Raw genomic sequence first — 26532 nt, 5'->3', positions numbered from 1 at the left:
CGATTGCACGGCCGGCATTGACGGGCCAGCTTGCAGCGTAGGGGAGCGCCATACGGATCGAAGGCGCCGACCGCGGTTACGCTGGCGGTTCCCAGCGAAATCGACGATTTTCTGAAAGCCGACCCGTGTATGGGCGGGCAGCGGCGCACTGCAGATTACCGCTCGTGTGATTTGGGCTCAGGTTGTGGCAAGGCAATGGCGGGCAGAACTCAAAAAGCGCCGGGAGCAGGTTTCTGCCCCCGGCGCCTTTCCTATGGGCGATGCTTATTGCCGCGCAACCGCCTGGTCAGGTCGTTCAGACGAGCGACTTCAGTACTTCAGGATTCCAGTTGTTCAGCTGCTCGACGCGGCCTTCGCGAGCCTTGTTCGACCAGCCCGGATGTCATCGTGCCCCTGTTTTTCCGACCCGGTACCGCGCTCGGCGGTGAAACGACCAGGATGGCGGAGGTGATCCGCTGCGAACACGTGCTCGTACCCGAAGCGGGGCCTATCTCCAACCTCGAAAATCCAGCCTTCGTGACGGACTCGTTGCTTCGGTGGCTCGAACCGCACGTAAGATCTTTGGCACGCTGGGTCAAGTCTTCGCGCCAGGCAGCACGCGCCGATTTGATCGCGCCAGCTCAGGCTGGGGCCGGCGCAAGCCGGTTTCCGTCTTCATTGTTGTCGAATCCATAACTGTGAATTCGCTCTGCTCCGTTGATGTCCGCCGCAAAGTGCCTAGAATCACTACCGTGGACCACACAGTTCACGGTCTCAACGGACCCACTCAAGCGCATCGTTCTGCGGTACGGAGCATCAGATGAACATCCTGGATCTCGCGAAACAATCTGGAATGACGGTGATTCTTGACGCAAAGATTGGACGTCAGGAGTACCGCACAGTGCACGGCTCAGTTGCAGCGCTGGAGCGCTTTGCCGAGCTGGTCGCTGCGTCATCGCAACGTGAGGTGGCGGAGCAGGATTGATGTACGGTGGTAGTCAACGCGCAATGGAAATAGCAATGAAATACGATTCTATGAACTCCCGAAATATTGGCGGCGCGGGCAGCCCGAGCCATAAGTCTGACGAAAGTTCATCCTCGAAAACGCATTCTCAAACGATCAACAAAACGCGCGAACAGACGCGAAACTGGGGTTGGGCGAATGGCAGCAATTTGTACGACTGGATGGACTCGCACAGCCTGTCACCCACGTCAGACAATTCTTGATGAGCGCGGCACTGATGCTGCAATGGCTCTGCTCGATCAGGCGGTAGAGCTGACTCGACGATCAGACCCCGGGTCCTGGGGCGGCAGGGCATTTTCCGATCGAAACGCCGCCCTTCGAGCACACCCTCATCAAATGGAAAGGTGTCTGTTCCGGTCTCGACTGTTTCCTCGAATTTTGCCGTATCAGCGTAGTTGCTCTCACGGCGACGCTAGCCGCTGAGGTGGGTGTTTCCCCTGTCACCTTAATCTTGAATGCCGTCTGGACTACCGCGAATTGCATCAGCCTTGTGCTCGGCGTTCTCGAGCGGTGCGGTAGGCGAAGGCCGGATTGAGCCGACAGGACGGCGTCAAAATGACCGGGTAGTTTTTCTTTCTTGCCGTGCCTTGCTCGCCTTCAGCCGCTCGACAACCGTCGACAACAGGTCAAAGCCGGCCTGCAATTCAGGCATGATCGAACGCGCTGCATCCGTGAGAACGAGTCTCGACGGTCCAGAAGGCGCGCGATGAAACAACTCGACGTCAAGTGCGTCTTCCAGTCCGCGTATCAACTGACCTATGAGCGCAGGGGTAACATGCAACTCCTCGGCAGCAGTCACATAGCTCAGATGTCGTGCCACCGCTTCGAAAGCCGTAAGCTGGTGAAGGAGCTCATCGTTGCGCGCTCCGCCTGAGCGTTTGCAGTGGACGCTCAGCCGCACCGCGGCGGCATATCGTGTTTTGCCCGAGAGTTGACAGGAGATCGCGGGCATCTACTATGTCCCTGAAGGGACGCCTGCAGGAGGTGCGCGCATGGATGCATCGAACAAGGAATTCGTGCTCGTGGGCAGCCTTGAAGAGCTGAAGGCGGAGGGGCGGCTGGTTGTGCAAGGTGGCCATCGTCCGATCCTCGTCATCTACGACCGCGGGCGCGTCTTCGCCCTCGACAATCGTTGCCCGCACATGGGCTTCCCGCTCGAGCGCGGCAGCGTCGAGGACGGCATCTTGACCTGTCATTGGCACCACGCCCGCTTCGATCTCGAAAGCGGCTGCACCTTCGATCTGTGGGCGGACGATATACCCATCTGCGCGGTCGAGGTACGCAATGGCGACGTCTGGGTAACGACCACGTTCGGTCATCCCGATCCCGCGGCGCACTGGCGTCAGAGGCTTGCGGACGGCCTCGCACACGACCTCGATCTCGTCATCGCCAAGGCCGTGCATGGTCAGCTCGCGGCCAACGTGCCGATGGCCGATATTGTGCGGCAGGTGGCGCTGTTTGGGGCGCAGAACCGCGACGGCTGGGGCGTCGGTCTCACGATTCTGACGGCGCTGGCCAATCTCTTCCCGTTCTTGCCAGAGGACGAAGCCTATCTTGCCCTGTTTCATGGTGCGCGCCGCGTGGCAGCGGACTGCCACGGCGAGGCGCCACGGCGGCAACGCGCGCCGCTTGGAAGCCGGCCGGCGCCGGCCGCACTCAAGCGCTGGCTGCGGCTCTGGACAAATGTGCGCCATCGCGAAGCGGCCGAGCGCACCCTGCTGACGGCGATTGCGGCCGGTGTCTCGCCAGCTGTGCTCGCCGATGCCCTGCTCTCGGCCGCGACCGAAAGGGCGTTTGCCGACACCGGTCATTCGCTCGACTTCATCAACAAGGCCCTCGAGTGCCTCGACCTGATCGGTTGCGAGCACGCGCCAGCTTTGCTGCCTGCTATCGTCGGCCAGATGGTGGCCGCCCGTGGCGCGGAGGAATCGACCGCCTGGCGCCAGCCCGTTGATCTTATTGCGCTGTGCGAGGAATCAGCCAGCCAGATGCCGGAACTGTTCGCTGCCGCGCGCACCTCGCGTGGATGGTCGCACCACGCGGCGCTCGCCCGAGAGCTGCTCGGAGACGATCCAGCAAAGATAATTGATGCGCTGAAGGCGGCGATCCGCGCAGGCGCAGGTCCTGCTGACCTGGGACGATCACTCGCTTACGGAGCAGCGCTGCGGGTGGCCCGCTTCGGCAATGCCAACGAGCACGCCGACTGGGAGACGGCGCACCACGTCTTCACCTACGCTAACGCGGTCCACCAGATGCTCAGGCGGATCGGGACCGCCGACATCGACGGGTACGTCACGGCCGTGCGTGCCATCATGCATGGAGCCATGGCGCTCTACCTTGCCCGCTATCTAAACGTGCCGCCGGCTCGCATCCCTGGTGAAGATCGCGAGCAACTCGACGACCTCCCTGCCGATGTTGAGACGATCCGCGCCGCCTTGCTCGATGCCTTCGACAGGCAGCGACAGGTTGATCTTGCCGCAAGGCTGGTGGCGCGACATCTCACGCTCGGCCATTCGCCACAGGCGCTGATCGCCACGCTTGCGCTTACTGTGCTGCGCGAAGATGCTGGCTTCCATACCTATCAGATGCTGGAGGCCGGAGTCCGGCAGTTTACCGCGTGGGGTAATACTGGCGAGGGCCGGCACGTCCTCATTGCGGTCGCCCGCTATCTCGCCGCCCATTCACCGACCGAACGCGGGGCGCTGCAGACGGCGGACATCGCCCGGCGCTTGATGCGGGGTGTCGCGATCCATGAGGGGGCTGGGGCGTCGTGACGAAACCGGCGGTATCGACCCGCTACCGCCGTTCGACCCGGCGCGGCGCCGCCGGCAGCTTCCAAAGGAAAAGCGGACCCTCAGGTAGCACTTGTTATCGGAGCCAGCAAAGCCAGCGACATCATCACATGGTTATGCGGGATTGGAATCGAGGAAGACATAGAGCGCTGCGATCTTCTCATCACGAACGATGATCACATCCCAGCCCGTATAGTCGGGTGCTTCGCCGCGCGGGCCAGAACCCCAAGCCAGACGACCGGCGTTGTGGAGAGTCTGAGCCTTACCGTGCGGTGTGTAAGCGAAGTGCGGGTGCGTCGCGCGAAGATCCCCTGCGAATTTGTCGAGAGCGTCTTGCCCAACGAATACACCCGGAGGCACGTAGAGCACGCAGTCCTCGGTATAGAGTTCCTCGATTGCCGCGCGACGACGCGTTGCGTCGCCTTCACCGAAGACCTCCTGGAGGTTGCGATAAAGCAGTTCTTGGGTGCGGTCATTCATGAGACTTCTCCTTAATCATCGACTGTGGACCCGGGTGCGGGTCGCATTCAGTGGAATTCATTTGCATGTCCATCTCCTAAGGCAGTTGCGTTAGGAAGATAGGATGTGGCGCCGCACTACTGAGCGAGCTCCAACGTCTTTGTGACGGCGGTGACGACTGCGGGTCGTGCCGAGATTTCGCCATACCAACGAGTAACAAATGGGAACTTGTCGAGGGACGCACCGATCGCCTGATGGCGCCAGACCCACCCGAAATGAGCAATGTCCGCGATGCTGTATGCGTCACCAGCAACGAACGGGTGATGTTCGAGGCCGGAATTGAGCACGCCTAGCACCCGATCAACCTCCGCTAGAGCGCGTGCCTGGGCCTCAGGTTGTGGTGACGACTGCATGGCGACCAAAAATGCCTGAAGGAATGCAGGACTCAGGCCAGACGCGTGGAAGAAAAGTTGTTCGAAGACCTTGCCGCGGCGGGCACCGTCCTTCGGAAGAAGTTGCCTGGTCTTCTCAGCAAGGTAGACCAGGATTGCGGCGGATTCGCTGAGTACCACATCTCCCTCTCCAGGCTTGGAGGAACGATCGATAAGAACGGGGACTTTCGCGTTGGGATTCATCGCCCGGAATGCATCGGCCTTCTGTTCACCCTGACGCAGATTGACCGGGACGAGCCGATAATCGAGGCGCATTTCTTCTAGCGCAATAGGGACTTTGACGCTGTTGGGCGTAGCGAATGCGAGAACTTCAAGCATGATCATCTCCTGTTTTTAGTCGCGGCCGGAGGGACCTGCGCCGCTCCAGCCGAGTTGTCAGGACCGGCGGCCATCGCCGGGACAATGGTGGTGCCAGCGCTGGGAATGGCCGAGGGGGTGATCCCGGTTTCTGCATAGGTCTGGTTGCTCATGGGAATATCCTTTGTGGTTGATCCTCTATGGCGACGTTCGAGTTGTGTCGAAATGGGTGGCCGGTTCGAACCCACCCAGCCACTCGAGAGGTTCCCGTTAGATCTGAGCCTGTCCGCCGTCGACGAAGAGTTCGATGCCGGCGATGAAGCTCGCGTCGGTGGAAGCGAGGAAGACGGCGGCGCCAGCAACCTCCTCGGGGTCCCCTACGCGCCCGAGCGGGATCGTTGATGCCATGTAGTCGAGCAGACCCTGTTGTTGTGCGGCATCGGGGCCAGCAAGGTCGACGAGGCCAGGCGTCTTGATCGGGCCCGGGCTGATGACATTGACGCGGATGCCGCGAGACTTGAGATCAAGCGTCCAGCTTCGTGCAAAGTTGCGCACTGCGGCCTTCGATGCGCTGTAAACGCTGAACGCGGGTGTGCCTTTGATGCTGACGTTGGAAGCGGTAAGGATCACTGAGGCACCGTCGACCAGCAGCGGCAGTGCCTTCTGCACCGTGAAGAGGACGCCCTTCACGTTGCGACCGAACGTGTCGTCATACTGCTCTTCGGTGATTGACCCTAAGGGCAACATCGAGCCGCCGCCGGCATTGACGAACAGCACATCGATGCGACCTGCCTCTGCCTTCACGCGCTCGTAGAGGCGATTGAGATCGCTGAGATTGGCGGAATCCGCCTGGATGCCGGTGGCCTTCGGCCCAATCGCCGCAACGGCGGCGTCGAGCTCGGCTTGGCGGCGGCCGGTAACAAAGACCTGCGCGCCTTCCGTTGCGAAGCGCCTGGCGGTGGCAAGGCCGATACCGCTGGTGCCGCCGGTCACGACGGCTATTTTTCCTTCAAGGCTACGTACCATGATCTTTCTCCTGTGTCGACCGGAGTTGGCGCTTTAGCGCCTACTCCGGTCCCATGCAAAGCAGTGGGGTGGGGTGGTGCGGCGAGACAAATTTACGACGGCGTGCTATTTTTCGAAATAGAAACGAATGCAAACCATCATTGCAGGAATGTCGATGTCGAAGCTACCGGATTTCGAAGGGCTCGCGATGTTCGCGAAGGTCGCCGAAGAAGGTTCGTTCGCTGCGGCGGCAACAGCCATGGGTGTCTCGGTCGCCACGGTTTCTCGGGCCGTTACCCGCCTTGAAGAGCGGCTCGGAGGTCGACTGTTCAACCGTACCTCCCGACGACTTGCACTCACTGACTATGGCCACACGCTTGCCGAGCGAGCGGCGAGAATCTACGCAGAGGCCGAGGAGGCAGAGGATTTCGCACGTGAGAGCTCAAGCCGGCCGCGTGGTCTCGTCAAGCTCGCGGCGCCGCTCTCCTTTGGTGCTCGCTGGGTGGCTCCGTTGTTGCCCGAATTCTTTCGGACCTATCCGGATATTTCCGTCGATCTTCATCTCACGGACGCACAGACTGATCTGATTGGCGATGGCTTTGACGCCGCCCTGCGCATCGCCATCATGGAAGACTCGTCACTCGTCGCACGTCTGATTGCACCGGTGCGTCGGTTTGTCGTGGCATCTCCCACCTATCTGTCTCGCTATGGTCGTCCTCAGCACCCGCATGATCTTGGCGCCCACCAGTGTCTGACCTACACCAACAGGAGTAAGCGCGACGTCTGGCGCTTCACCCATAAAAGTGGCGAGGAATGCACCGTCACACCGACCGGAGCGTTGCGAGGAACGAGCGTGGAGGCATTACTGCCCACGGTCCTCGCGGGACTTGCCATCACCGAGCTTCCTGAGTTTGTCGCGACGCAGTATTTCCGGGACAAGCAACTCGAGCCCGTTTTGACCGATTGGCGCTTGCCTGAAGGTGGTTTGTATTTCGTTACACCCACTGCCCGCACACGGCCCGCGAAGGTTAGTGCGCTGGCCGATTTCTTCATCTCCAGACTCACTGCGGCGGAGTGGAGCGCAGAGACACTTCTGGATTGGAAATCATCTAGCTCTAGCCACCACAGAAGGTGATTTTCTCTTTCATCGCAGGGCCTATAGTCATTAGGCACAGTCGTCGATTGCGGCTGCGAGCAACCAACTCGTAAGGACCATCATGAAATCGACTCCCATCATTTCTGGCGCCTCGGTTCGCGGGACGCGAATGGATCACGGTGAGGTGTGGTCGGACGCCCTGGTGCTGCCTGTCCATGCTTACGCCAAAAAACGTGATCGACGGGCACGCTCACGCCTGACCGATCGTCGTCCACGGATCAGTCCCGCGCCAATTCGCCGTTCGATAGCGCGTCGGTGGTGTCCCGTAAGCGCGCGTAAAGAAGCGCGTGAACGCGCTCGTCGATCCGAACCGCATGCGATCGGCGATTTCGCTGATGGGTAGCTGCGTATGGGTAAGCAGCCAGGTCGCTTCATGCACACGCGCGAGATTGAGCAAATGGCCGAACTGAACCTGTTCGGCCTGCAACCGCCGTTGCAACGTCCAACGTGAAATTCCCAGTTGCTCGCAAAGGCGTTGCTGTATCCGTTCCTGAGACAGGTCGTCGGACGCGTCGCGCAGCCACTCGTGTAAGTGCAGTTTGACCTGCTCGGCGAACGACGCGCGGCCGCGGATTGTCTCGCGCAAGCGCATCGCCGCATCGAGATGAATGCTCGCGAGCGTCTCGTTGTATTTCATGAACGGTGTATGAAGCGCACTTGAGCGGAGAACGAGACGATTGCGCGGCTGATGATGTTCGATGCGTGTGCCGATCACATCGCTCCATGTCTTATATGCGGGCGATGGCGCACCGCTCAGTTCCGCGTCACCAACCTTGACGCGGGGGTCATAAAGCCGCGCCAGATCGACGATGATCGCGAAGTTGCCAAGCGCACGTCCCGCGAATTGATCGTCGCCTTCGAGCATATAGTCGATCGCGATCGAGTCGTCCGATTCCTGGATCGTGACCCAATCGACATTGCCAATGATGTCGCGGTATTGAACGAAATGTTGCATCGCATCGCCAAGCGTCGGGCAATTGCAGACGACGCCCGCGAGTTCGGGGAACGGACGAAGCCATCCCGCGATTCCATTCTTGACCGGTTCGAATGGAACTGTCCAATCCGCCGCCATTTTCAACAGGCTCAAATGCCTGTCGCGACTGACTCGCGCGTAAGGATTTTCGAGCGAGTCTTCATCGAGTCCCATTCCTTTCGCGATCGCACGTGGATCGCAACCGTTCCGTTCGGCATGCGCAAGAAACAATCGATAAATACGCGCCGAAACAGTTTTCTGAAAGGCCATCATCGTTGTCTTCTCCATATGACGCGCAAGTGTCCCCTACGACGACACGGGTCGATCAATCCGGGTTTCCACTGGGATCGGCGCGATCAAATGCCGCTCCTTGCGATCAAATGCGCCGCCGATGCCTTCATTACACTCGATTTCACAAGTCGCGGGGGCAAAGTCAACAACGCGCGCCTGACAGCGCTGCCTGCGCCGATTGCGCTTTCCGTGCCCCACCTTCGAATACGTGGCTGAGGATCCGGTACTGGCTGTCACGATGAAAGCGCGGGTATAGGCAAACGCAGGTCGACGCACCAGTACCGAGACAATGGTTTGTAGTCTGACTACATAAACTGCCACCCCGTGCATGAGGAGACGTGAATGAAGAGCCCCCGGATGCAATTGTCGATCCTCGCGAGTTGCTCTCTTTTAGCTTTTTGCGTTGCGTCGCAAGCCGACGAGAGCAGTGGTCCTAACACTGCCATGGGAGCCAGCCCGTTTGCCGCGCTAAGCGCATTCGCTGCTGCTATTGGTGCGGGAGGCGCAACCCCTCCGGCACACGGTGCGGATGACCGGTCAGGCAGCGGGAGCGGGGCGGATGCATTGATCGACCAGCGCGCGGACCGGCTTGTCGCGCAGATGACACTCGACGAGAAAATCCAGCTCGTGCATGGCACGGGCTTTCCGAACATCGGTTTTGGCGGCCCATTCCCGTCCTGGGTGCATGGCGCCGGTTACATCCCAGGCATTGACCGGCTTGGAATTCCGCCAATTGCAAGTGCGGACTCCGCGGGCGGGGTGAACGTCGCGAACGTTGGCGCGACTGCGCTTCCCTCCCCGGTCGCGCTCGCATCGAGCTGGAACCCGCAGCTGGCAACGTTTTACGGCAGGCGGATCGCGAAGGAACTGCGTGTTCTGGGCTACGCTGAGGGCCTTGGCGGCGGGGTGAACCTCGCGCGTGAGCCGCGCAACGGCCGGACCTTCGAGTATATGGGAGAAGACCCGGTGCTTGCCGGCACAATGAGCGCGGCCCGCACCATTGGCACGCAGTCGCAGAAGGTCATCGCAACGATCAAGCACTATGCGATGAACGATCAGGAGACGAATCGCATGACCAGTAACTCGGTCGTCGACGAGCGAACGATGAGGGAGACCGAGCTTCTTGCATTCGAGATCGGCGTGAAGGAGGGCAGACCGGGGAATGTGATGTGCTCCTACAATCTGGTCAACGGCACATATGCATGCGAGAACCCGTACCTTCTGACGACGACATTGAAGGGCGATTGGGGCTTCAAGGGAATCGTGCAGTCTGACTGGACCGCGACGCACAGCACCGTGGCTTCGGCGTTGGCAGGCCTCGACGAAGAGGAGCCAGGCGACCTTGGTCCGTCGGGTGCCTCGCTGGGCATCACCTCCTACTTCAACTCGAAGCTGAAAGATGCCGTGACGTCGGGAAGCGTACCCATGTCCAGACTGAACGACATGGTTCACCGGAAGGTGCGCACCCTGATCAGCCTGGGCATGCTGGATGATCCGCCAAAGCCTGGTGGAACGGTCGATCGCGCAGCAGGCAACGCGGATGCGTTGGCAGTCGCGCAACAGTCGATCGTACTTTTGAAAAACGCACAGCCAGGAGGCAGCTATCAACCGGTGTTGCCTTTATCGGCTAATGCGCTGTCGTCGGTCGTGGTAATCGGTGGTCATGCCGACGCAGGGGTGATGTCGGGCGGCGGTTCAGGCGCGGTCCCGGCCGCCGACGGTAATGCGGTCACCGGCTGCCAGTCGAGCAGTCCGTTCCTCTCGACCTGCGCGACCTGGTACAAATCGCCTCCGCTCAACGCGATCAGGCGCAAAGCCCCGCATGCGACGGTGACTTACCTTGACGGCACGGACCCGGTCGCGGCTGCAAACGCGGCATCGAAGGCCGATGTTGCGATCGTCTTTGCCACACAGTGGGAAAGCGAGGGCTCGGATCTGGCGAGCCTGTCACTACCCAACGCGCAGAGCGATCCAGGCAACGAGCAATATGATCAGAACGCGCTTATCTCTGCGGTAGCGGCGAAGGCTAAACGGGTGATTGTCGTGCTCGAGAACGGCAGTCCCGTTCTCATGCCATGGATCGATAACGTGCAAGGCGTTGTCGAGGCGTGGTATCCGGGTGTACAGGGCGGCCAGGCGATCGCGGATATCCTGTTTGGGGATGCCAATCCGTCGGCGAAGCTGCCGATCACATTCCCCCAGCGGGACGCCGACCTGCCTCAACCAACGATCGACGCAAATAATCTCAACGTCGTCTACAGCGAGGGCTTGCTGATGGGCTATCGCTGGTACGACGCGAAGAGCATCGATCCCTTGTTCCCGTTCGGATACGGGTTGTCCTACACGACCTTCGGTTATTCGAGAATGAACGCGCAGGCCGACGGCCGTGGAAACGTCACCGTGACGTTCACGGTAAGCAATACCGGGTCGCGCGCCGGTGCGGAAGTTGCGCAGGTGTACGCCACGCTGCCGCCAGGGCTGGGAGAGCCGCCCAGGCGGCTCGTCGGTTGGACGAAAGTGATGCTTCAACCTGGCCAGGCTCAACTCGTGAAGGTCTTCATCCCGGCGCAGCGCCTCGCGACCTGGAACGTGAAGAGGCACTTCTGGCAGCTTGACGGAGGAAGCTATGGGATAACGGCAGCCGCATCGTCGCGTGACCAGAACGCCTTGTCCCAGCGACTGTCATTGAAGCCGGCGCGGTGCGACTGATTCAGTAACCCGGCTCAAACTTCAGGTAGCACGGGGCCCGGGCGTCGCTCTGTCGGCGGCCGGGCCCCAGTCATATCTGGCGTGCAAAGCTTTCGGTCAAAAGCGCCAAGGCCTGAAGGTGCTTGTTCCGTTGCTCGGACACAGGCGGGCAAAACAGGCTGCCTGCCTCACGCATCGAGACGGTCACCGCCGCGACGTCAACAGGTTCGCGTTCAATCCGGCCGATCCGGGGCGTTTTATGTCACTGTCGCGCCTGAACCGCCTTTTCCTGCCTGCGAACTGCTCTCGCCGGTGTTACCTGGTTGCTGCCACTTCACCTGGTTCCGTCCTGCCGCTTTCGCGACATACAACTGGGCGTCTGCCGCAGCGAGCAGCGCGGCCGCATTGCCGCCCTCGGGCGGCTGGCATGTGGCACAGCCTACGCTGATCGTGACATGCCCATGCTGAGCGCCCTCGTTAGCGAGCCCGGCCGATTCGACGCGTTTGCGAATCTTTTCGGCGACCTTGATCGCACCGTCAAGCGATGTATCGGGCAGCACCACCGCGAACTCTTCGCCACCGTAGCGCGCGGCGAGATCCACTGCGCGCCGGGTGCCCGACATGATCCGCTCGGCGACGGCGATCAGCACCTCGTCGCCGGTGGCGTGGCCGTACGTGTCGTTGAGTATCTTGAAATGGTCAATGTCGATGAACAGTAACGATAACGGAGTACGCGCACGTTGCGAGCGCCGCCACTCCTGAGCCAGCCGCAAGTCGAATGCGCGGCGGTTGCTCAAGCCGGTCAACGCGTCCGTCGCGGCAACGCGCCGCAGTTCGGCTTCGGCCAGCACCTTGTCCCGGAACGCAAACGCGAGTAGCCACGAAACAATCACATATGCCCCGCCTAACAGAAACGTGATCACGACCGTGAACAGACTCCGTTGCCTCCAGCGAGCCAGCACGTCGTCCACCGCCTGGGCGATGCCGACGAATAGCGTGGTGTTCGGCACGTGCGCGAACGTGTATATCCGCTCAATGCGGTCCGGAGTTCCGCTCGAAACAAAGGTACCGGACGGATTGCCGGCGAGGATCGGGAAATCCTTCATATCCGAATAATTCGCGCCAATTCCCCGGCGTGCCGCTGGCTGACTCGCGATGAGCGTGCCGTCATCACGCAGGAGAAAACCGCCGCCCAGGGGGCCGACATCGATGCGGTCAAACAGACGCTGGAAATATTCGATCCGGATACTGATCACGGCAATGCCATCAAATGTCCCATCGGGCGCGTTGATGCGCCTGGTTATCGCTACGGCCAGCGCGCCCGCGCGGGCTTCCGACGGATAAGGCCGGGAAATGTAGAGTCCCGACGATGGGTTGTTCCGTTGCAGGAGGAAGTAATCGCGGTTGGCGAACGACATGTTGGGATAGGCATTCCCACTCTGAGACGCTTTCACATGCCCTCGCGCATCGAGAACGTATGCGTCTCCCAGAAACGGTGTACCCATGCCCCGATCGAACAGGACTCGCTGCCGCAGGTTTGGGGGGAGCGTCCAGGTTTGCGGGTTCTCGGCATCGACTGCCATCCCTTTTAGCGACAGGTCGCAGAGGGCGAGGTTACGCGCGAGATCGCTGTTGATGATGACGACGAGGTTGCGTGCGTTCTCAACGGCATGCCGGAGTTCCTCCTGCCGACCGCTCAGAAGCGCCTGGAACGTCAGCGCGGCCATGACCGTGGCGGTGACCATACCGAACATGCCCGCCAGATAAGGATGCAGGCCAATCAGTCTCGACGTCCGCGCCCGCATCCCGGTCAAATACCTGGCCAGCCGGTAGCGCAAGGTTAGAACCTGTCCCTTCGACACGTGCCTGTCTCCCCAGTGTGGCCATTCATCCGACCAACGCAGCCGTGATAGCTGCAGAGCCTCATGCGAAGGCATTTGACCATGAGGAAGTGGTTGTTTTTTTAGTGCGGGTGAGCCAGCTACTCTACGCCCGAAATCTGTCTGCAAACATATCGCATCTGTCGCGCCCGCCGCAACCGTCTGTTGATCGGGGACAGCGCGCGTTGTCTCGATGGCTGTCGTGCCCTGCTCAAGAGTGCCGGTCACCTGGAGAGCAGCGTTGCCCGTCCTGAGTGGCATCCGAACTGCACGTCGTAGGTTGTCGCTTGCTGTACGGTGTGGCAGGCTTTCCCGAGCAAAGGCGTTGGCCTTAACGCCGCGAACACCCATGATGAAGACCCGCGGTTGTGAGTTCCGAAGCTGAATATTTCAGGGCGCAGCGGCCGCTACTCTCATATTCAGTCAGGGTAGCGGACCAGTCGACTAAAGTGCAGAATCGTCGCAAGTGGCGATTTCACACTCGCCACAGCTGAGAGACGCGGCCGCCGAGCCGGCGGCAATGACGGTCCGAACAGGTGCGCGTGGTGCAGCGGTGCTTCCGACGGTCTTGAACGTCGCGGAGCTCGACGCGTCACGCAGTGCCACGTCGACGCCCACGGCGCGACAAGGAGACATCATGAACGGAGGATTTCACCATCCGTTTCCTTCCTCGACGCGCAGCGTCGAGCGAGGGAAGGTCGTGACTGCACGCGAAGCTGTCCAGCTGGTGCGTTCTGGAGACACCCTTGCCACCGGTGGTTTCGTGGGGATCGGATTTGCGGAAGAAGTTGCGATTGCCCTGGAGCAGCGGTTTCTCGAGTCCGGCGGAACCGATGGCCCGGCCCTGCGTGACCTGACGCTGGTCTACGCGGCCGGGCAAGGGGACGGTAAAACGAAAGGCCTGAACCATTTCGCGCACGCGGGTCTGGTGCGACGGGTCATCGGCGGTCACTGGGGCCTTGTTCCCGGCCTGCAGAAGCTGGCAATCGATGGCCTGATTGAGGCTTACAACCTTCCGCAAGGCGTAATTTCACATCTGTTTCGTGACATCGCCGCGCACAAGCCGGGGCACCTCTCGACGATTGGGTTAGGGACGTTTGTGGACCCGCGACATGGTGGCGGTAAGCTCAACTCACGGACGACCGAGGACCTGGTCCGCCTCATGTTGGTCGACGACGAAGAGTTTCTCTTTTACAAGGCGTTTCCGGTAGACGTCGCCATCATCAGAGGTACGACGGCGGATGCGTCGGGAAACGTCACGATGGAGAAAGAGGCACTCACCCTCGAATCACTGTCGATTGCAACGGCGGCTCGCAACTCCGGTGGCGTCGTGATCGTTCAGGTAGAACGGCTTGCGGAGTCGAATACCTTGAATCCGAGGAACGTCAAGATACCGGGCATCATGGTCGATTGCGTGGTCGTCGCGCAGCCCGAACATCACTGGCAGACCTTCGCCGAGCCGTACTCCGCCGCGTTTTCCAGCGAACTTCGGGTTGCCGCGACATCGCTGCCGCCGATGGCGCTGCACCCGAGGAAGGTCATCGCACGGCGGGCCGCGTTCGAACTGATGGCCAACAGTGTCGTCAACCTGGGGATAGGGATGCCGGAGGGCATCGCAAGTGTCGCCAATGAGGAACAGGTCATCGACCTCTTTACGATGACAACCGAGCCGGGTGTCATCGGGGGCATTCCTGCAGGCGGCCTGAACTTCGGCGCGGCGACGAACACCCAGGCCATCATCGACCAGCCTTATCAGTTCGACTTCTACGATGGCGGCGGGCTGGACATCGCTTTTCTCGGTCTCGCGCAGGCCGACCGGCAGGGCAACCTCAATGTGAGCAAATTCGGCCCGAAGCTTGCGGGCGCGGGCGGCTTTATCAACATCAGCCAGAGCGCCAGGAAGGTTGTATTTGTCGGTACGTTCAACGCAGGCAATCTCGATATCGCAATTGAAGACGGACGTCTGAAAATCCTGCGTGACGGAACCTGCCAGAAATTTGTCGATGCCGTCGAGCATCGGACTTTCAGCGGCGAGTACGCGTTAAAGCGTGGCCAGCCGGTGCTCTACGTTACCGAGCGGTGTGTGTTTTCGCTCACGGCCGCTGGCCTTGAACTCATTGAGGTCGCGCCTGGGATCGATATCCAGAGAGATATCGTTGCGCAGATGGGATTTGCTCCGGTAATCGAAAAAGCGCCGCGTTTGATGGACGAACGCATATTCCGGCCTGCTCCGATGGGGCTGCGAGGCACCATCCTCAGACTGCGCTTCAGCGAACGGTTCAGCTACGACGCCGCCCAGAACATGCTTTTCATCAATTTTGAAGGGCACGAGGTGACCAGCCTCGAAGACGTCGAGGCCATACGGGCAGAGGTCGAAGCCAGGCTGCGCGACGTTCGCGTGAAGCCGCACGCGGTGGTCAACTACGATAACTTCTCAATCCGTCCGGAAGTCGTCGACGCCTATTCCGACATGGTGGCGTCCCTCGTCTCCCGGCTCTACTCGGGAGTGACGAGATATACGACCAGCAGCTTTCTCAGGTTGAAGCTTGGAGAGGCGCTACAGCAGCGTAGCGTCTCAACGTATATCTACGAAAGTCCGGAGGAGGCAAAGGCGCACGCAAGAGCGCTGGAGTAGGCGGCAGTCAACGGCCATCAGGGCCGCCTCCGAGGTAATGTTTGAGCTAGCGCACGAGACACGGACGCTTGTTATCGAACTTCCAGTTCGGAATCAGGTATTGCATGGCGATGCCGTCGTCACGTGCGCCTAAACCATGCTGCTGATACAGCGCATGCGCTTTCCCGAGTTCGTCCAGGTCGAGTTCAACCCCAAGACCGGCCTTCTCCGGCACCTTTACCTTGCCGCCCACAATCTGCAGCGGATTGCGCGTAAGGCGCTGGCCGTCCTGCCAGATCCAGTGAGTATCGATGGCCGTAATCTTGCCGGGCGCCGCGGCGGCAACGTGCGTGAACATGGCGAGCGAAATGTCGAAGTGGTTGTTCGAATGCGATCCCCACGTAAGACCCCATTCGTTGCACATCTGCGCGACCCGCACCGAGCCTTGCATGGTCCAGAAGTGCGGGTCGGCGAGCGGGATGTCGACCGATTGCAGCTGGATGGCGTGACCCATCTGACGCCAGTCCGTGGCGATCATGTTCGTCGCGGTCGGCAGGCCGGTTGCGCGGCGGAATTCGGCCATCACTTCACGGCCCGAATAGCCGTTCTCAGCGCCGCACGGGTCTTCTGCGTAGGCGAGCACATCGTGTTTGTCGCGGCATAGACGGATCGCTTCCGACAGGGACCAGGCACCGTTCGGGTCGAGCGTCACGCGTGCCTTCGGGAACCGCTCAGCGAGGGCGGTCACCGCTTCGATTTCAGCGTCGCCAGGAAGGACGCCGCCTTTGAGCTTGAAGTCGTTGAAGCCATAGCGCGCTTGTGCCGCTTCAGCCAGGCGCACGACCGCCTCGGGTGTCATGGCCTCTTCAGTGCGAACGCGCTCCCAGTCGTCGCGTCCTTCTGCACCGCTGGCGTAGGGCAGGTCAGTCTTCCCGCGGTCGCCGATGTAGAACAGGTAGCCAAGCATTTCCACGTCGTCCCGTTGCTGGCCCTCTCCAAGCAGTGCTGCGACGGGCACGCCCAGATGTTGCCCGAGCAGATCGAGCAGGGCAGCTTCGAGCGCGGTCACCGCGTGAATGGTCGTGCGCAGGTCGAAGGTCTGCAAGCCGCGTCCACCGGCGTCACGATCGGCGAACTGCGTGCGCACCATGTTGAGTGTGGCGTGCAGATTGCCGATGGACTGACCCACGACAAGCGGACGGGCATCATCGATGGTCTTGCGGATGCTCTCGCCCCCGGGCACTTCACCTACGCCGGTGTTGCCGGCACTGTCGTGCAGGATAACGATGTTGCGAGTAAAGAACGGGCCGTGTGCGCCGCTCAGGTTCATCAACATGCTGTCGCGGCCCGCAACGGGAACGACGCGCAGTTCGGTGACCGTCGGGGTAGCGTTCGATGGGGTTGTATTCGTGGACATGAGAGTAGGACCAGGTCAGTGGGTTAGCCGGTTGGATGAGGAGAGCGCGTGGTTCATTTTCAATGTCCCGGGCGGTCAGTGTGCCTTGCCGTGTGCGGTTTGCACAGGCATGGCATGGCTCACACGGCGATTGCGGGCAAGGAAGCCTGCCGCCGCAGCAAGTAAAGATGCCACCGCCAGTCCATACAGGCCACCGGAAATCGAGCCTGTGTGCTGTTGCAGGTAACCGAAAGCAGCTGGTGCGAAGAAGCCACCCAGGTTTCCAATTGAATTGATGAGTGCGATCACGGCTGCGGCGACGCGTGCGTCCAGGTATCCCTGTGGGATGGGCCAGAAGAGCGACGCTGCGGCCTTGAAGCCAATGGCCGAGAAGCAGATAGCGACGAACGAGAAGACCGGGTTGCCGGACGTCGAAGCGAACAGTCCGCAAGCCGCGATGACGAGAGCCGCCGCAAGCCACGCCTGCTGGAAGCGCCATCTGGCTGAGAGCACGGCAAAACAGTACATGGCGACCATTGCGATGAGCCAGGGTACCGCATTGAACAGGCCAACCTGGAAATCCGTCAGGCCGCCCATCTTTCGGATGATCGTCGGCAGCCAGAAAGTAGCCGCGTAAATCGTGAGCTGGATGGCGAAATAGAGAAGGCAGAACAGAATGATTTGCGGGTCTTTCAGGAGTTTCAGGGTCGGCACATGCGCACCGCCGAGTGCTTCCCGCTCGGCCTGCTCGGCGGCGATGGAGGTCTCGAGCGCGCTCTTCTCGCTTTCCGTGAGCCACGAAGCGTCGCGGATATGCGATTTCAGCAGCACCCAGGTTACGCCACACAACAGGATGGAGAATCCGCCCTCGATGAGGAACATCCACTGCCAACCTTGCAATCCGAAGCCGCGGATCGACAGCAGCCCGCCCGTAATCGGCCCGGAAAGCACGGACGCGAGTGCCGAACCGGCAAGGAACACGGCAACCGCTTTGCCGCGTTCCTTTTGCGGTAGCCATTGGGTGAAGTAAAAGACGACACCGGGAAAGAAGCCCGCCTCGGCGACCCCAAGCAGGAAACGCAAAACGTAAAACGACGTGTCGTTCCAGACGAATGCCATTGCGGCAGCGACGAGGCCCCAGGTGCCCATGATGCGGGTCAGCCAGATGCGGGCTCCGTACTTTTGCATCAGGACGTTTGAAGGCACTTCGAACAGCGCATATCCAATGAAAAACAGTCCGCTGCCAAGTCCGAACGCCGCCGCACCAATGCCTAAATCGGTTTCCATGTGCTGATTGACGAAGCCAATGTTCACGCGGTCGACGTAGTTCGCGATGAACATAATAAGGAAGAGTGGCAGCACGTGCCGCTTGACCTTCGAAACCGCCGGTTCGAGCACGTCGGTCGCTGGGGTAGTGAGAGCAGATATCAATATTGTCTCCAGTGTCGGCCGATTGGTCGGCCCAATCCAGCGTAGTGCGGCGCACTCGGCAGAGCGGATGGGCAGCCACCTTAAATCGGCGTCATCGGTTGTCCGATGACAGTCTACGATTTCCATTTTCGCTTTCCAACAGAGTGTTTACCCTGCTTAAGTCGTCGCAGACTGGGCCAGAATGAGGAAATATACTACGTTGACGCTGACATCTCAGGGGATGTGAACTAGGACGTCAGATGACGTGAGAGATATCTGGATGTGGCAGATGAAGACAACGTCGCCGGCCTCCCCCGCCACAATTGACAAGATACGGACAGGAGAGCGGGAACTGGAAGAACTCGTCGATCAGCTTGCCATGCGATCGCGTGGCGATCGGTGGCAATTGCGATAGAAGTCCATCGTGGTCTTCGGGATCGCAGTTGAATACCGCAGACGAGTGCGCCTGAGATGTCCACCGCTGCTTTTGATTATGCGTTGTCGGACAACGACTTGACCTGCTGTTTCCGCATGAAGACATCGAAACAGGATTTCCTTTCAACACGCCACCGCGATTTTGCCGATGACATCGTCTTGAAGCGGGACTGGCGTTATGATGACTTATGGTCGAGACGTCTGATGACGTCATTTGCCGCACGGATCGTGTGCTTTTCCTCGTGATTATTCAACAAGCCACAAAATGAGCAGCCTGACTGAGAAGGTGGTCGCCGCCCTTTCCGACGAAATTCGACGCGGAATCCTGAGGCCGGGAGACCGGATTCCCACAGAAGTCGCGATGATGAAGCAACTCTCTGTGAGTCGCTCTGTCGTCCGCGAGGCGATATCGCGCCTTCAGGCGGCGAAAGTTGTCGAGACACGCCACGGCATCGGCACATTTGTATTGGCGCCGTCGACTGAAGAGCCAATGCAGTTACCCGCAGCCGACCTCTCCAACATGCTCGATGTGATGGCCATTATCGAATTCCGTATCGACGTCGAGGCAGCGTCGGCCGCTCTGGCGGCAGGCAGGCGTACCGAGCAAAATCTCAAGCAGATGCGTAGCGCGCTGGACCGTTTCGAGTCCGAACTCGAAAGGGGGAGCACCGACGTGCTGGCGCACGACATTGAGTTTCATCTGCAGATTGCACGGGCAAGCGGAAATCGCTACTTCTTTGACGTTCTCAGTCAACTCGGCCGTGCGGTGAGTCCGCGCACACGGCTCGGTTCCGCCGAAATTGCCGAGCTTGACCACATCGAGCACCTGCGAAACGTGCTGAGCGAGCACCGGCTGATTTACCGGGCAATCGAACGTCAGGACGCGGACGACGCTCGCGCGGCAATGCGGATGCATTTGAGCAACAGTCGCGAAAGGCTTCGACGCGCACACGCCCTAAGCACAGCGGGGGGGTAGGGCGCTCCTGCAAAAGTGGTTGAGGGAGATGGCTTACCCAACGCACACTATCCCCTCTGGTTGTGACGGCGGCGCGACGTGAGTGACATCCGGGTTGCAGTGAGTCGCCCATGCTCGCATTGAACCCGCCAGCAAATTGCTGTTTCGCTTCAGACACTTGACGCTTCTTCACCCATGTTATCCACAAATTTGTGAACAAAATCTGGGGATAAGTGACCAGTCGCCGAAGTAGCATGCGCGTTACTGTTACTCCTCCTCTTCTCCATTCGTGGCCCGGGATGCATCGTCCAGCTGCTTCATGTTATCGAGCAACTTGAGCAGGTAGTGGAGGGTGTGGGTGATGTCGTCTGTCGAAAAATTCTCCAGCACCTGCTCGTAATACCCGTGAATCTTGGGCGTGGCTTGATGGATCCAGAGCTTGCGGCCTGAGTCGGTCATGGTGATCAGCCGCGAACGGCGGTCACGACCGTCAGCGGTGCCGGTCAGGTGCCCGTCGCGCTCCATCCGGCTAATCAGCCCGGAAAGATTCTGCCGGCTCACCATCAGATAGCGGGCCAGGTCTCCCACGCTCATTCCATGCTCCGCCTCCTGCCGCGACAGCGCGCCGAGGACGGCCCACTGCTGCGTCGTCAGCCCTTCCTCCTCGACTGCGCGGGTTCCGGTTTTGTGCAACATGTTTGCACATTGGTACAGACGGAAAAATAGCCTGTTAGCCAGTTCCATCTTGATCGATGCTGCTTTGTTTTGAGGTTTAACCAAGGGATTCTCCTGGTATGTCCGTTCTTGTGTTCATTGTAATCCCATCCTAGTATACGTCAATATATTGACGTATATCTGAGGTGCGAGCAGTGCGTTCGCAAAGGTAATAGTAACCCTGGCAACTGACGGAGATTATTGTGCATAGACTCGAAGGCAAGACGGTCATCGTGACCGGTGGTGGCGGTGGGATCGGCGGGGCGACGTGCCGCCGCTTCGCGGCGGAAGGTGCGCGCGTCGCCGTACTGGATCTTTCTCTCGAGGCCGCCGAAAAAGTGGCCGGAGAGATTCGCATCTCGGGCGGCAGGGCAGAGGCCATCCGCTGCGATATCACGAGGCGCGCTGAGGTGGACGCGGCGGTGGCGGCGACCGAGGCAAAACTGGGTCCGGTCGACGTGTTGGTCAACAACGCCGGTTGGGACGTGTTCAAGCCGTTCACCAAAACAGAACCGGCCCAGTGGGAACGCCTGATCGCGATCAATCTGACCGGCGCGCTGCATATGCACCATGCGGTGCTGCCGGGCATGGCGCAACGCAAGACGGGGCGGATCGTCAACATTGCCTCCGACGCGGCGCGGGTCGGCTCTTCAGGCGAAGCGGTATACGCGGCCTGCAAGGGCGGTCTGGTGTCGTTTTCCAAGACCATTGCGCGCGAACATGCCCGCCATGGCATTACGGTGAACGTCGTGTGTCCCGGCCCGACCGACACGGCGCTCTTCGCCGAATACAAGGAAGGCGCGGGCAATCCCGAGAAACTGATGGAAGCGTTCCAGCGTTCGATTCCGCTCGGCCGCATCGGGCAGCCTGGCGATCTGCCGGGTGCGATCGTTTTCTTCGCCAGCGACGACGCAGGCTTCATCACCGGCCAGGTGCTCAGCGTGTCGGGCGGCCTGACGATGGCCGGTTGATCCATTTATCCGCAAGGAATTCATCATGAACTACGAAGACATCCTCTACGAAGTGCGCAATGGCGCGGCGTGGATCACGATCAACCGGCCGGACCGGATGAACGCCTTTCGCGGACGGACTTGCGACGAGCTGATCCACGCCATCAACAAGGCGGGCTATTCGCGCGAGATCGGCGTCATCGTGCTGGCCGGCGCGGGTGACCGGGCCTTTTGCACGGGCGGCGACCAGTCGGCCCACGAAGGACAGTACGATGGCCGCGGCACCATCGGTCTGCCGATGGAAGAGCTGCACGCCGCGATCCGCGATGTACCCAAGCCTGTGATCGCGCGCGTGCAGGGTTTCGCGGTCGGCGGCGGCAACGTGCTGTGCACGATCTGCGACTTCACGATCGCTTCCGAGAAGGCCGTTTTCGCGCAGGCGGGCCCGAAGGTCGGCTCGGTCGATCCGGGCTACGGCACGGCCTTCCTCGCGCGCGTGGTCGGCGAGAAGAAGGCCCGCGAAATCTGGTATCTGTGCCGCCGCTATCCGGCCGCCGAAGCGCTGGCGATGGGCCTCGTCAACGCGGTCGTGCCGCACGACCAGCTCGACGCCGAGGTGCAGAAGTGGTGTGACGAAATCATGGAGAAGAGCCCGACCGCAATCGCCATCGCCAAGCGCTCTTTCAACATGGACACGGCGCACCAGGCCGGCATCGCAGGTATGGGCATGTACGCGCTCAAGCTGTACTACGACACCGAAGAATCGCGCGAAGGCGTCAGGGCGTTCCAGGAAAAGCGCAAGCCTGAGTTCCGCAAGTACGCGAAATAACATGGCAGCTCCCCGCACGAGAGGCCCGTCCTGCGCCGTCGTAGCGCGCGGGCCTGCCACATCGCAGGAATATCCCAGGAGACATCATGAACCCCTACCTCGATGAAGATCTCGCCGCGCTCGGCGAACACGCCCGGCGCTTCGCGCAGGGGCGCGTTGCGCCCGGTTTCCTCGAGCGCGACAGGACCCGCACGCTCGACCGTGATCTCATGCTCGAGATGGGCGAGATGGGATTCATTGCGCCGGAACTGCCCGAGCAGTACGGCGGCCAGGGACTGGGTTGCCTTGCGGCCGGCGTCATCCATGAGGAGATCGCACGCGCCGATCTGAGCCTGTCCTACATCAATCTGCTGGCTTCGCTGAATGGCCAGATTCTCGCTCACCACGCCGCCCCCGCGATTGCAAAGCCCTGGCTGGAACGGCTGACACAGGGCAAGGCGCTCTTCGCCATTGCACTGACAGAGCCGCGCGGCGGCTCGGATGCCGCCAATCTGCGCCTGCGCATGGAGCGGGTCGGGGATCACTACGTGCTCAACGGCGAGAAGACTTCTATCTCCGCAGCCGATCAGGCCGACGCAGCCGTGGTGTTCGCCCGCACCGGCACCGTTGAAGCCGGTGCGCGTGGCGTCTCTGCCGTGCTGGTGCCGATGGATCTGCCGGGCATTACCCGCAATCGTTTCGACTGCCATGGCCAGCGCGCCATCGGCCGCGGCTCGCTGTTCTTCGAGAATGTACGCGTGCCGGTCGATCATCTGCTTGGGGACGAAGGAAAGGGTTTCGTGCAGGTGATGCAGGGCTTCGATTTCTCGCGCGCGTTGATTGGCCTGCAAGTACTGGCCGTGGCGAAAGTCAGCCTGGAGGAGACGTGGGAATACGTCGCGCAGCGTGAGGCGTTCGGCAAGCCGCTGTCGGCATTTCAGGGCGTGTCGCATCCGCTGGCCGATTTTGAAACCCAGGTCGAAGCCGCGCGTCTCCTGTGCCTGCAGACACTCTGGCTGAAGGATCGTGGTCTGCCGCACACCGCCGAGGCCGCGATGTGCAAGTGGTGGGGCCCGAAACTGGCCTATGACGTGGTGCACCAGTGTCTGCTGTCGTTCGGCCACGGCGGCTACGACCGCGGACCGATGGAGCAACGTCTGCGCGATGTGCTCGGCTTTCAGATCGGCGATGGCACAGCCCAGATCATGAAGACGATCATCGCCCGTACCCGTGCAGGACGCGACGCGGTGCCGGCATAACCCGACGCACTTACCGACGCACATAACAAAACCGGAGACGCGACATGGAGTTCGACGCCGTTCTGATCCCGCCGCGACGAGCGACGAGTATCGCCCGCGGATGGTGGCACGAGCGCACCATCAACGACGAGCTTGACGCCTGTGTCGCCGTGTGCCCGGACAGGATCGCCCTCAGCGCGGTGCGGCTGGAAGACGGCACGACGACGCGCTTCACCTACCGCGAAATGGCGGCGATGGCCGATCGCATCGCCGTGGGACTCACGCGTCTCGGCGTCGGCCGCAACGATGTGGTGTCGCTGCAGTTGCCCAACTGGTGGCAGTTCACGGTGACGTATCTCGCCTGCTCGCGAATCGGCGCGGTGTTGAACCCGTTGATGCATATCTTCCGCGAGCGTGAGCTGTCGTTCATGCTCAACCACAGCCGCAGCAAGGTCATGATCGTGCCGAAGCTGTTTCGCGGCGTTGACTTCGAACAGATGATGACCGGCCTCTCGAGCAGCCTGCCGGACCTGCGGCAGGTTGTGGTGGTCGGTGGTGAAACGGACGGCCGGCCCGGTGCCAACAGCTTCGAGGCGCTGCTCTCCGGTCCGCGATGGGAGCGCGAACCCGATGCGCAAGCGATCCTGAGCCGCCACCGCCCCGGTCCCGACGACGTCACGCAATTGCTCTACACCTCGGGCACGACAGGCGAGCCCAAGGGGGCGATGCATACGTCCAACACCTTGATGTCCAACATCGTTCCCTACGCCGCCGCGATGCGTCTGAACGCGGACGATGTCCTGTTGATGGCCTCGCCGATGGCGCACCAGACGGGTTTCATGTATGGCTTGATGATGCCCATCCTGCTGCGCGCCAGAGCCGTGCTGCAGGATGTATGGCAACCGGAGAAGGCGCTCGAGCTGATGCGTAGCGAAGGCGTGACCTTCACGATGGCATCGACCGTGTTCCTGACCGATCTGGCCGCCACGGTGGCGGAAACAGGCGGCGCCGTGCCCACGCTGCGTACGTTCCTGTGTGCCGGCGCGCCGATTCCCGGGCCGCTGGTGGAACGGGCGCGCAAGACGATTGGCGCGAAGATCGTTTCGGCCTGGGGTATGACCGAAATGGGCGCAGTCACGCTGACAGGACTCGATGACGATGACGAGCGTTCGTTTGCGACAGATGGTCGTCCGTTGCCCGGCGTAGAGGCGAAGGTAGTCGACCACGACGACGTGCCGTTGCCGGCGGGTTCGATCGGCCGGCTGCTGGTGCGGTCCTGCTCCGCTTTCGGCGGCTATCTGCATCGTGCACATCTCAACGCAACCGATGCCGAAGGCTGGTTCGATACCGGAGACCTCGCGCACATCGACGGGCAGGGCTATATCCGCATCAGCGGGCGCAGCAAGGACGTCATCATCCGCGGCGGGGAGAACATCCCGGTGGTCGAGATCGAGGCGCTGCTGTACCGCCATCCGGCGATTGCGGCCGTGGCGATCGTGGCCTATCCGGACGAACGCCTGGGCGAACGTGCCTGCGCTGCCGTTGTTCTGCGGCCGGGCGAGCACATCGATCTACCGGCCATCGTCGAATTCCTGAAGTCTCACAGGGTGGCCGTGCACTACATCCCCGAACGCCTTCTGGTGCTCGACGCGCTGCCCGTCACGCCGTCCGGAAAGGTCCAGAAATTCAGGCTGCGCGATGCGTTGCGCGACAGCGGAGCCTCGAGCTAGCGGGACGCGGCGACGCATGACGGAAGTCGACGCCCCAGGTGTCTCTCGAAGCATCACGCGCCCGTGAACTGACATGAAACAGGGAGCAGAAGCCATGGATGAACAACCGGTTGTCGTCGAAACTGTGGGGCGTGTCGGCGTCATCACGCTGAACCGGCCGAAGCGGATGAATGCGCTCAACGATGCGCTGATGGATGCACTGGGCGAAGCGCTGCTGCGCTTCGATGCCGACGACGGCATCAGCGCAATCGTCATGATCGGCAATGCACAGGCATTCGCAGCCGGCGCCGACATCGCAGCGATGGCGAGCTGGAGCTACATGGACGTATATCGCAGCGATTTCATCACGCGCAACTGGGAGACCATCCGCCGGGTGCGCAAGCCGGTGATCGCCGCGGTGGCCGGCTTTGCGCTGGGTGGCGGCTGCGAACTGGCGCTGGCTTGCGACATCCTGATCGCCGCCGAAGACGCCCGTTTCGGTCTGCCCGAAATAAAACTGGCAATGCTGCCCGGAGCAGGTGGAACGCAGCGGCTGCCGCGTGCCATCGGCAAGGCAAAGGCCATGGACATGTGTCTGAGTGGGCGCACGATGAATGCAACGGAGGCGGAACGCAGCGGCCTCGTCGCGCGCGTGGTGCCGGCTGACGCGTTGCGGGATGAAGGCATCGCGCTCGCGACGACGATTGCAAGCTATTCGTTGCCCGCGCTGATGGCGATCAAGGAGTCGGTCAACCGTGCCTGGGAATGCTCGCTGACCGAGGGCATCGCATTCGAGCGGCGGCAACTGCATGCACGCTTTGCGAGTGAAGACGCGCGAGAAGGGATGAATGCATTTCTCGACAAACGCAAACTGGTGTTCGGACACCGCTGACGCACACGCTGGAAGCGCTACCTGGACGTCCGGACATCCTTGAGCCAATTCGCTAACTGGAAGTTGCATCATCGCCAGAACTGCGCAGCGGTGCCCGGCTCTGGTCGTTATTCAGATGCCCAAACTTACGCAAGGGTTTCAGCAATTCCTGCGCATCTTCTTTCTTCAATAGCGCTCCGTGGGTTGTAATTTCTGCCCGGGATGCAGAGACGAATTGCCATGCCACATGAATTGCAGCCCTCGTATCACGATGGCAGTGGCGGCCATGGCGGCAGCACGGGCGTCCGCGATGCCGGAAAGACCGGGTACGTTTATTGCTGGGCGGTTTCAAGAGTGAAGCGCAACAGGGGGCTAATGAATGGAAGCTGAGTGTATCGAAGCGGTTGCGAGCATACGTTCGAAGACCTCGAATGGC

General features: G+C 60.9%; 22 protein-coding genes and 2 pseudogenes. 13 read left to right on the top strand and 11 right to left on the bottom strand.

Features of this window, described 5'->3' with window-relative positions; all coding sequences use genetic code 11:
* Window positions 1–426: 426 nt before the first annotated feature.
* Both P3T23_RS44070 and P3T23_RS44065 read left to right on the top strand, forming a co-directional pair.
* Window positions 427–546: pseudogene (locus P3T23_RS44070) on the top strand (alpha/beta fold hydrolase); the annotation flags it as partial.
* Window positions 547–799: 253 nt separating this feature from the next.
* On the top strand, window positions 800–964 hold the full coding sequence (locus tag P3T23_RS44065) for a hypothetical protein (protein ID WP_429322330.1): 165 nt from the start codon (window positions 800–802) through the stop codon (window positions 962–964).
* A 589-nt stretch (window positions 965–1553) separates the two neighbouring features.
* On the opposite strand, the gene P3T23_RS44060 is transcribed toward P3T23_RS44065, so the two are convergent.
* Complete coding sequence (locus P3T23_RS44060; RefSeq protein WP_429322329.1) at window positions 1554–1955, bottom strand: LysR family transcriptional regulator; 402 nt, start codon at window positions 1953–1955, stop codon at window positions 1554–1556.
* 40 nt (window positions 1956–1995) lie between these two features.
* Here P3T23_RS44060 and P3T23_RS44055 point away from each other — a divergent pair, with 40 nt between their 5' ends.
* Window positions 1996–3777, top strand: coding sequence for a Rieske (2Fe-2S) protein (locus P3T23_RS44055; protein WP_429322328.1), 1782 nt, complete (start codon window positions 1996–1998; stop codon window positions 3775–3777).
* A 132-nt stretch (window positions 3778–3909) separates the two neighbouring features.
* On the opposite strand, the gene P3T23_RS44050 is transcribed toward P3T23_RS44055, so the two are convergent.
* The 4 genes from P3T23_RS44050 to P3T23_RS44035 all read right to left on the bottom strand — a co-directional run bounded on the left by P3T23_RS44050 (window position 3910) and on the right by P3T23_RS44035 (window position 6029).
* Window positions 3910–4275, bottom strand: a complete 366-nt coding sequence (locus P3T23_RS44050; RefSeq protein ID WP_429322327.1) for a nuclear transport factor 2 family protein — start codon at window positions 4273–4275, stop codon at window positions 3910–3912.
* A gap of 116 nt (window positions 4276–4391) precedes the next feature.
* Complete coding sequence (locus P3T23_RS44045) at window positions 4392–5024, bottom strand: glutathione S-transferase family protein (protein ID WP_429322326.1); 633 nt, start codon at window positions 5022–5024, stop codon at window positions 4392–4394.
* A gap of 2 nt (window positions 5025–5026) precedes the next feature.
* A complete protein-coding gene (locus P3T23_RS44040) occupies window positions 5027–5176 on the bottom strand; it encodes a hypothetical protein (protein WP_429322325.1) in 150 nt (49 codons plus the stop codon).
* Between the two features lie 97 nt (window positions 5177–5273).
* Window positions 5274–6029: an SDR family oxidoreductase gene (locus P3T23_RS44035; RefSeq protein WP_429322324.1), complete on the bottom strand. Its 756-nt coding sequence runs from the start codon at window positions 6027–6029 to the stop codon at window positions 5274–5276.
* A gap of 154 nt (window positions 6030–6183) precedes the next feature.
* Here P3T23_RS44035 and P3T23_RS44030 point away from each other — a divergent pair, with 154 nt between their 5' ends.
* Entirely contained in the window at window positions 6184–7143 is a 960-nt protein-coding gene (locus tag P3T23_RS44030; RefSeq protein ID WP_429322333.1) for a LysR family transcriptional regulator, read from the top strand.
* 211 nt (window positions 7144–7354) lie between these two features.
* Here P3T23_RS44030 and P3T23_RS44025 read toward each other — a convergent pair whose 3' ends face one another.
* A complete protein-coding gene (locus P3T23_RS44025) occupies window positions 7355–8311 on the bottom strand; it encodes a helix-turn-helix domain-containing protein (RefSeq protein WP_429322323.1) in 957 nt (318 codons plus the stop codon).
* Between the two features lie 561 nt (window positions 8312–8872).
* On the opposite strand from P3T23_RS44025, the gene P3T23_RS44020 reads away from it, so the two are divergent.
* Window positions 8873–11137: a beta-glucosidase gene (locus tag P3T23_RS44020; RefSeq protein ID WP_429322332.1), complete on the top strand. Its 2265-nt coding sequence runs from the start codon at window positions 8873–8875 to the stop codon at window positions 11135–11137.
* Window positions 11138–11373: 236 nt separating this feature from the next.
* Here P3T23_RS44020 and P3T23_RS44015 read toward each other — a convergent pair whose 3' ends face one another.
* Window positions 11374–12978, bottom strand: coding sequence for a sensor domain-containing diguanylate cyclase (locus tag P3T23_RS44015; RefSeq protein WP_429322322.1), 1605 nt, complete (start codon window positions 12976–12978; stop codon window positions 11374–11376).
* Window positions 12979–13633: 655 nt separating this feature from the next.
* On the opposite strand from P3T23_RS44015, the gene P3T23_RS44010 reads away from it, so the two are divergent.
* Entirely contained in the window at window positions 13634–15631 is a 1998-nt protein-coding gene (locus tag P3T23_RS44010; protein ID WP_429322321.1) for an acyl CoA:acetate/3-ketoacid CoA transferase, read from the top strand.
* A gap of 46 nt (window positions 15632–15677) precedes the next feature.
* On the opposite strand, the gene gudD is transcribed toward P3T23_RS44010, so the two are convergent.
* Window positions 15678–17027 carry a glucarate dehydratase gene (gene gudD / locus P3T23_RS44005; RefSeq protein WP_429322320.1) on the bottom strand — a complete coding sequence of 450 codons (1350 nt, stop codon included), beginning with the start codon at window positions 17025–17027 and terminating at the stop codon, window positions 15678–15680.
* A gap of 75 nt (window positions 17028–17102) precedes the next feature.
* A complete protein-coding gene (locus P3T23_RS44000; protein ID WP_429322319.1) occupies window positions 17103–18437 on the bottom strand; it encodes an MFS transporter in 1335 nt (444 codons plus the stop codon).
* 450 nt (window positions 18438–18887) lie between these two features.
* Here P3T23_RS44000 and P3T23_RS43995 point away from each other — a divergent pair, with 450 nt between their 5' ends.
* Entirely contained in the window at window positions 18888–19097 is a 210-nt protein-coding gene (locus P3T23_RS43995) for a hypothetical protein (RefSeq protein WP_429322318.1), read from the top strand.
* Between the two features lie 19 nt (window positions 19098–19116).
* A complete protein-coding gene (locus P3T23_RS43990; protein ID WP_429322317.1) occupies window positions 19117–19827 on the top strand; it encodes a FadR/GntR family transcriptional regulator in 711 nt (236 codons plus the stop codon).
* Window positions 19828–20073: 246 nt separating this feature from the next.
* Here P3T23_RS43990 and P3T23_RS43985 read toward each other — a convergent pair whose 3' ends face one another.
* Window positions 20074–20550 carry a MarR family winged helix-turn-helix transcriptional regulator gene (locus tag P3T23_RS43985; RefSeq protein WP_429322331.1) on the bottom strand — a complete coding sequence of 159 codons (477 nt, stop codon included), beginning with the start codon at window positions 20548–20550 and terminating at the stop codon, window positions 20074–20076.
* Window positions 20551–20723: 173 nt separating this feature from the next.
* On the opposite strand from P3T23_RS43985, the gene badH reads away from it, so the two are divergent.
* From badH to P3T23_RS43960, 5 genes are all read left to right on the top strand, one after another.
* Window positions 20724–21491, top strand: coding sequence for a 2-hydroxycyclohexanecarboxyl-CoA dehydrogenase (gene badH / locus P3T23_RS43980; RefSeq protein WP_429322316.1), 768 nt, complete (start codon window positions 20724–20726; stop codon window positions 21489–21491).
* A 25-nt stretch (window positions 21492–21516) separates the two neighbouring features.
* Window positions 21517–22299 (top strand): 2-ketocyclohexanecarboxyl-CoA hydrolase, encoded by a 783-nt coding sequence (gene badI, locus P3T23_RS43975; protein ID WP_429322315.1) that lies wholly within the window; start codon window positions 21517–21519, stop codon window positions 22297–22299.
* 86 nt (window positions 22300–22385) lie between these two features.
* Window positions 22386–23537, top strand: coding sequence for a cyclohexanecarboxyl-CoA dehydrogenase (gene aliB / locus P3T23_RS43970; RefSeq protein ID WP_429322314.1), 1152 nt, complete (start codon window positions 22386–22388; stop codon window positions 23535–23537).
* Between the two features lie 44 nt (window positions 23538–23581).
* Entirely contained in the window at window positions 23582–25246 is a 1665-nt protein-coding gene (gene aliA, locus P3T23_RS43965; protein WP_429322313.1) for a cyclohexanecarboxylate-CoA ligase, read from the top strand.
* A 94-nt stretch (window positions 25247–25340) separates the two neighbouring features.
* Window positions 25341–26117, top strand: coding sequence for an enoyl-CoA hydratase (locus tag P3T23_RS43960; protein ID WP_429322312.1), 777 nt, complete (start codon window positions 25341–25343; stop codon window positions 26115–26117).
* Between the two features lie 52 nt (window positions 26118–26169).
* Here P3T23_RS43960 and P3T23_RS43955 read toward each other — a convergent pair.
* Window positions 26170–26280: pseudogene (locus P3T23_RS43955) on the bottom strand (MarR family transcriptional regulator); the annotation flags it as partial.
* Window positions 26281–26532 lie beyond the last annotated feature (252 nt).

It is taken from the genome of Paraburkholderia sp. GAS448, assembly GCF_050435685.1.
Taxonomy (GTDB): Bacteria; Pseudomonadota; Gammaproteobacteria; order Burkholderiales; family Burkholderiaceae; genus Paraburkholderia.
This window is presented reverse-complemented; position numbering and strand designations above follow the sequence as displayed.

Excerpts from the sequence above, each read along its gene's own strand:
- P3T23_RS44045 (WP_429322326.1), bottom strand. The coding sequence starts at position 5,024 with ATGCTTGAAGTTCTCGCATTCGCTACGCCCAACAGCGTCAAAGTCCCT.
- aliA (WP_429322313.1), top strand. The coding sequence starts at position 23,582 with ATGGAGTTCGACGCCGTTCTGATCCCGCCGCGACGAGCGACGAGTATC.
- P3T23_RS44050 (WP_429322327.1), bottom strand. The coding sequence starts at position 4,275 with ATGAATGACCGCACCCAAGAACTGCTTTATCGCAACCTCCAGGAGGTC.
- gudD (WP_429322320.1), bottom strand. The coding sequence starts at position 17,027 with ATGTCCACGAATACAACCCCATCGAACGCTACCCCGACGGTCACCGAA.
- P3T23_RS43995 (WP_429322318.1), top strand. The coding sequence starts at position 18,888 with ATGTCCACCGCTGCTTTTGATTATGCGTTGTCGGACAACGACTTGACC.
- P3T23_RS44025 (WP_429322323.1), bottom strand. The coding sequence starts at position 8,311 with ATGGGACTCGATGAAGACTCGCTCGAAAATCCTTACGCGCGAGTCAGT.
- badI (WP_429322315.1), top strand. The coding sequence starts at position 21,517 with ATGAACTACGAAGACATCCTCTACGAAGTGCGCAATGGCGCGGCGTGG.
- P3T23_RS43960 (WP_429322312.1), top strand. The coding sequence starts at position 25,341 with ATGGATGAACAACCGGTTGTCGTCGAAACTGTGGGGCGTGTCGGCGTC.
- P3T23_RS44030 (WP_429322333.1), top strand. The coding sequence starts at position 6,184 with ATGTCGAAGCTACCGGATTTCGAAGGGCTCGCGATGTTCGCGAAGGTC.
- P3T23_RS44065 (WP_429322330.1), top strand. The coding sequence starts at position 800 with ATGAACATCCTGGATCTCGCGAAACAATCTGGAATGACGGTGATTCTT.
- P3T23_RS44055 (WP_429322328.1), top strand. The coding sequence starts at position 1,996 with ATGGATGCATCGAACAAGGAATTCGTGCTCGTGGGCAGCCTTGAAGAG.
- P3T23_RS43990 (WP_429322317.1), top strand. The coding sequence starts at position 19,117 with ATGAGCAGCCTGACTGAGAAGGTGGTCGCCGCCCTTTCCGACGAAATT.
- aliB (WP_429322314.1), top strand. The coding sequence starts at position 22,386 with ATGAACCCCTACCTCGATGAAGATCTCGCCGCGCTCGGCGAACACGCC.
- P3T23_RS44035 (WP_429322324.1), bottom strand. The coding sequence starts at position 6,029 with ATGGTACGTAGCCTTGAAGGAAAAATAGCCGTCGTGACCGGCGGCACC.
- P3T23_RS44010 (WP_429322321.1), top strand. The coding sequence starts at position 13,634 with ATGAACGGAGGATTTCACCATCCGTTTCCTTCCTCGACGCGCAGCGTC.
- P3T23_RS44060 (WP_429322329.1), bottom strand. The coding sequence starts at position 1,955 with ATGCCCGCGATCTCCTGTCAACTCTCGGGCAAAACACGATATGCCGCC.
- P3T23_RS44020 (WP_429322332.1), top strand. The coding sequence starts at position 8,873 with ATGGGAGCCAGCCCGTTTGCCGCGCTAAGCGCATTCGCTGCTGCTATT.
- P3T23_RS43985 (WP_429322331.1), bottom strand. The coding sequence starts at position 20,550 with ATGGAACTGGCTAACAGGCTATTTTTCCGTCTGTACCAATGTGCAAAC.
- P3T23_RS44040 (WP_429322325.1), bottom strand. The coding sequence starts at position 5,176 with ATGAGCAACCAGACCTATGCAGAAACCGGGATCACCCCCTCGGCCATT.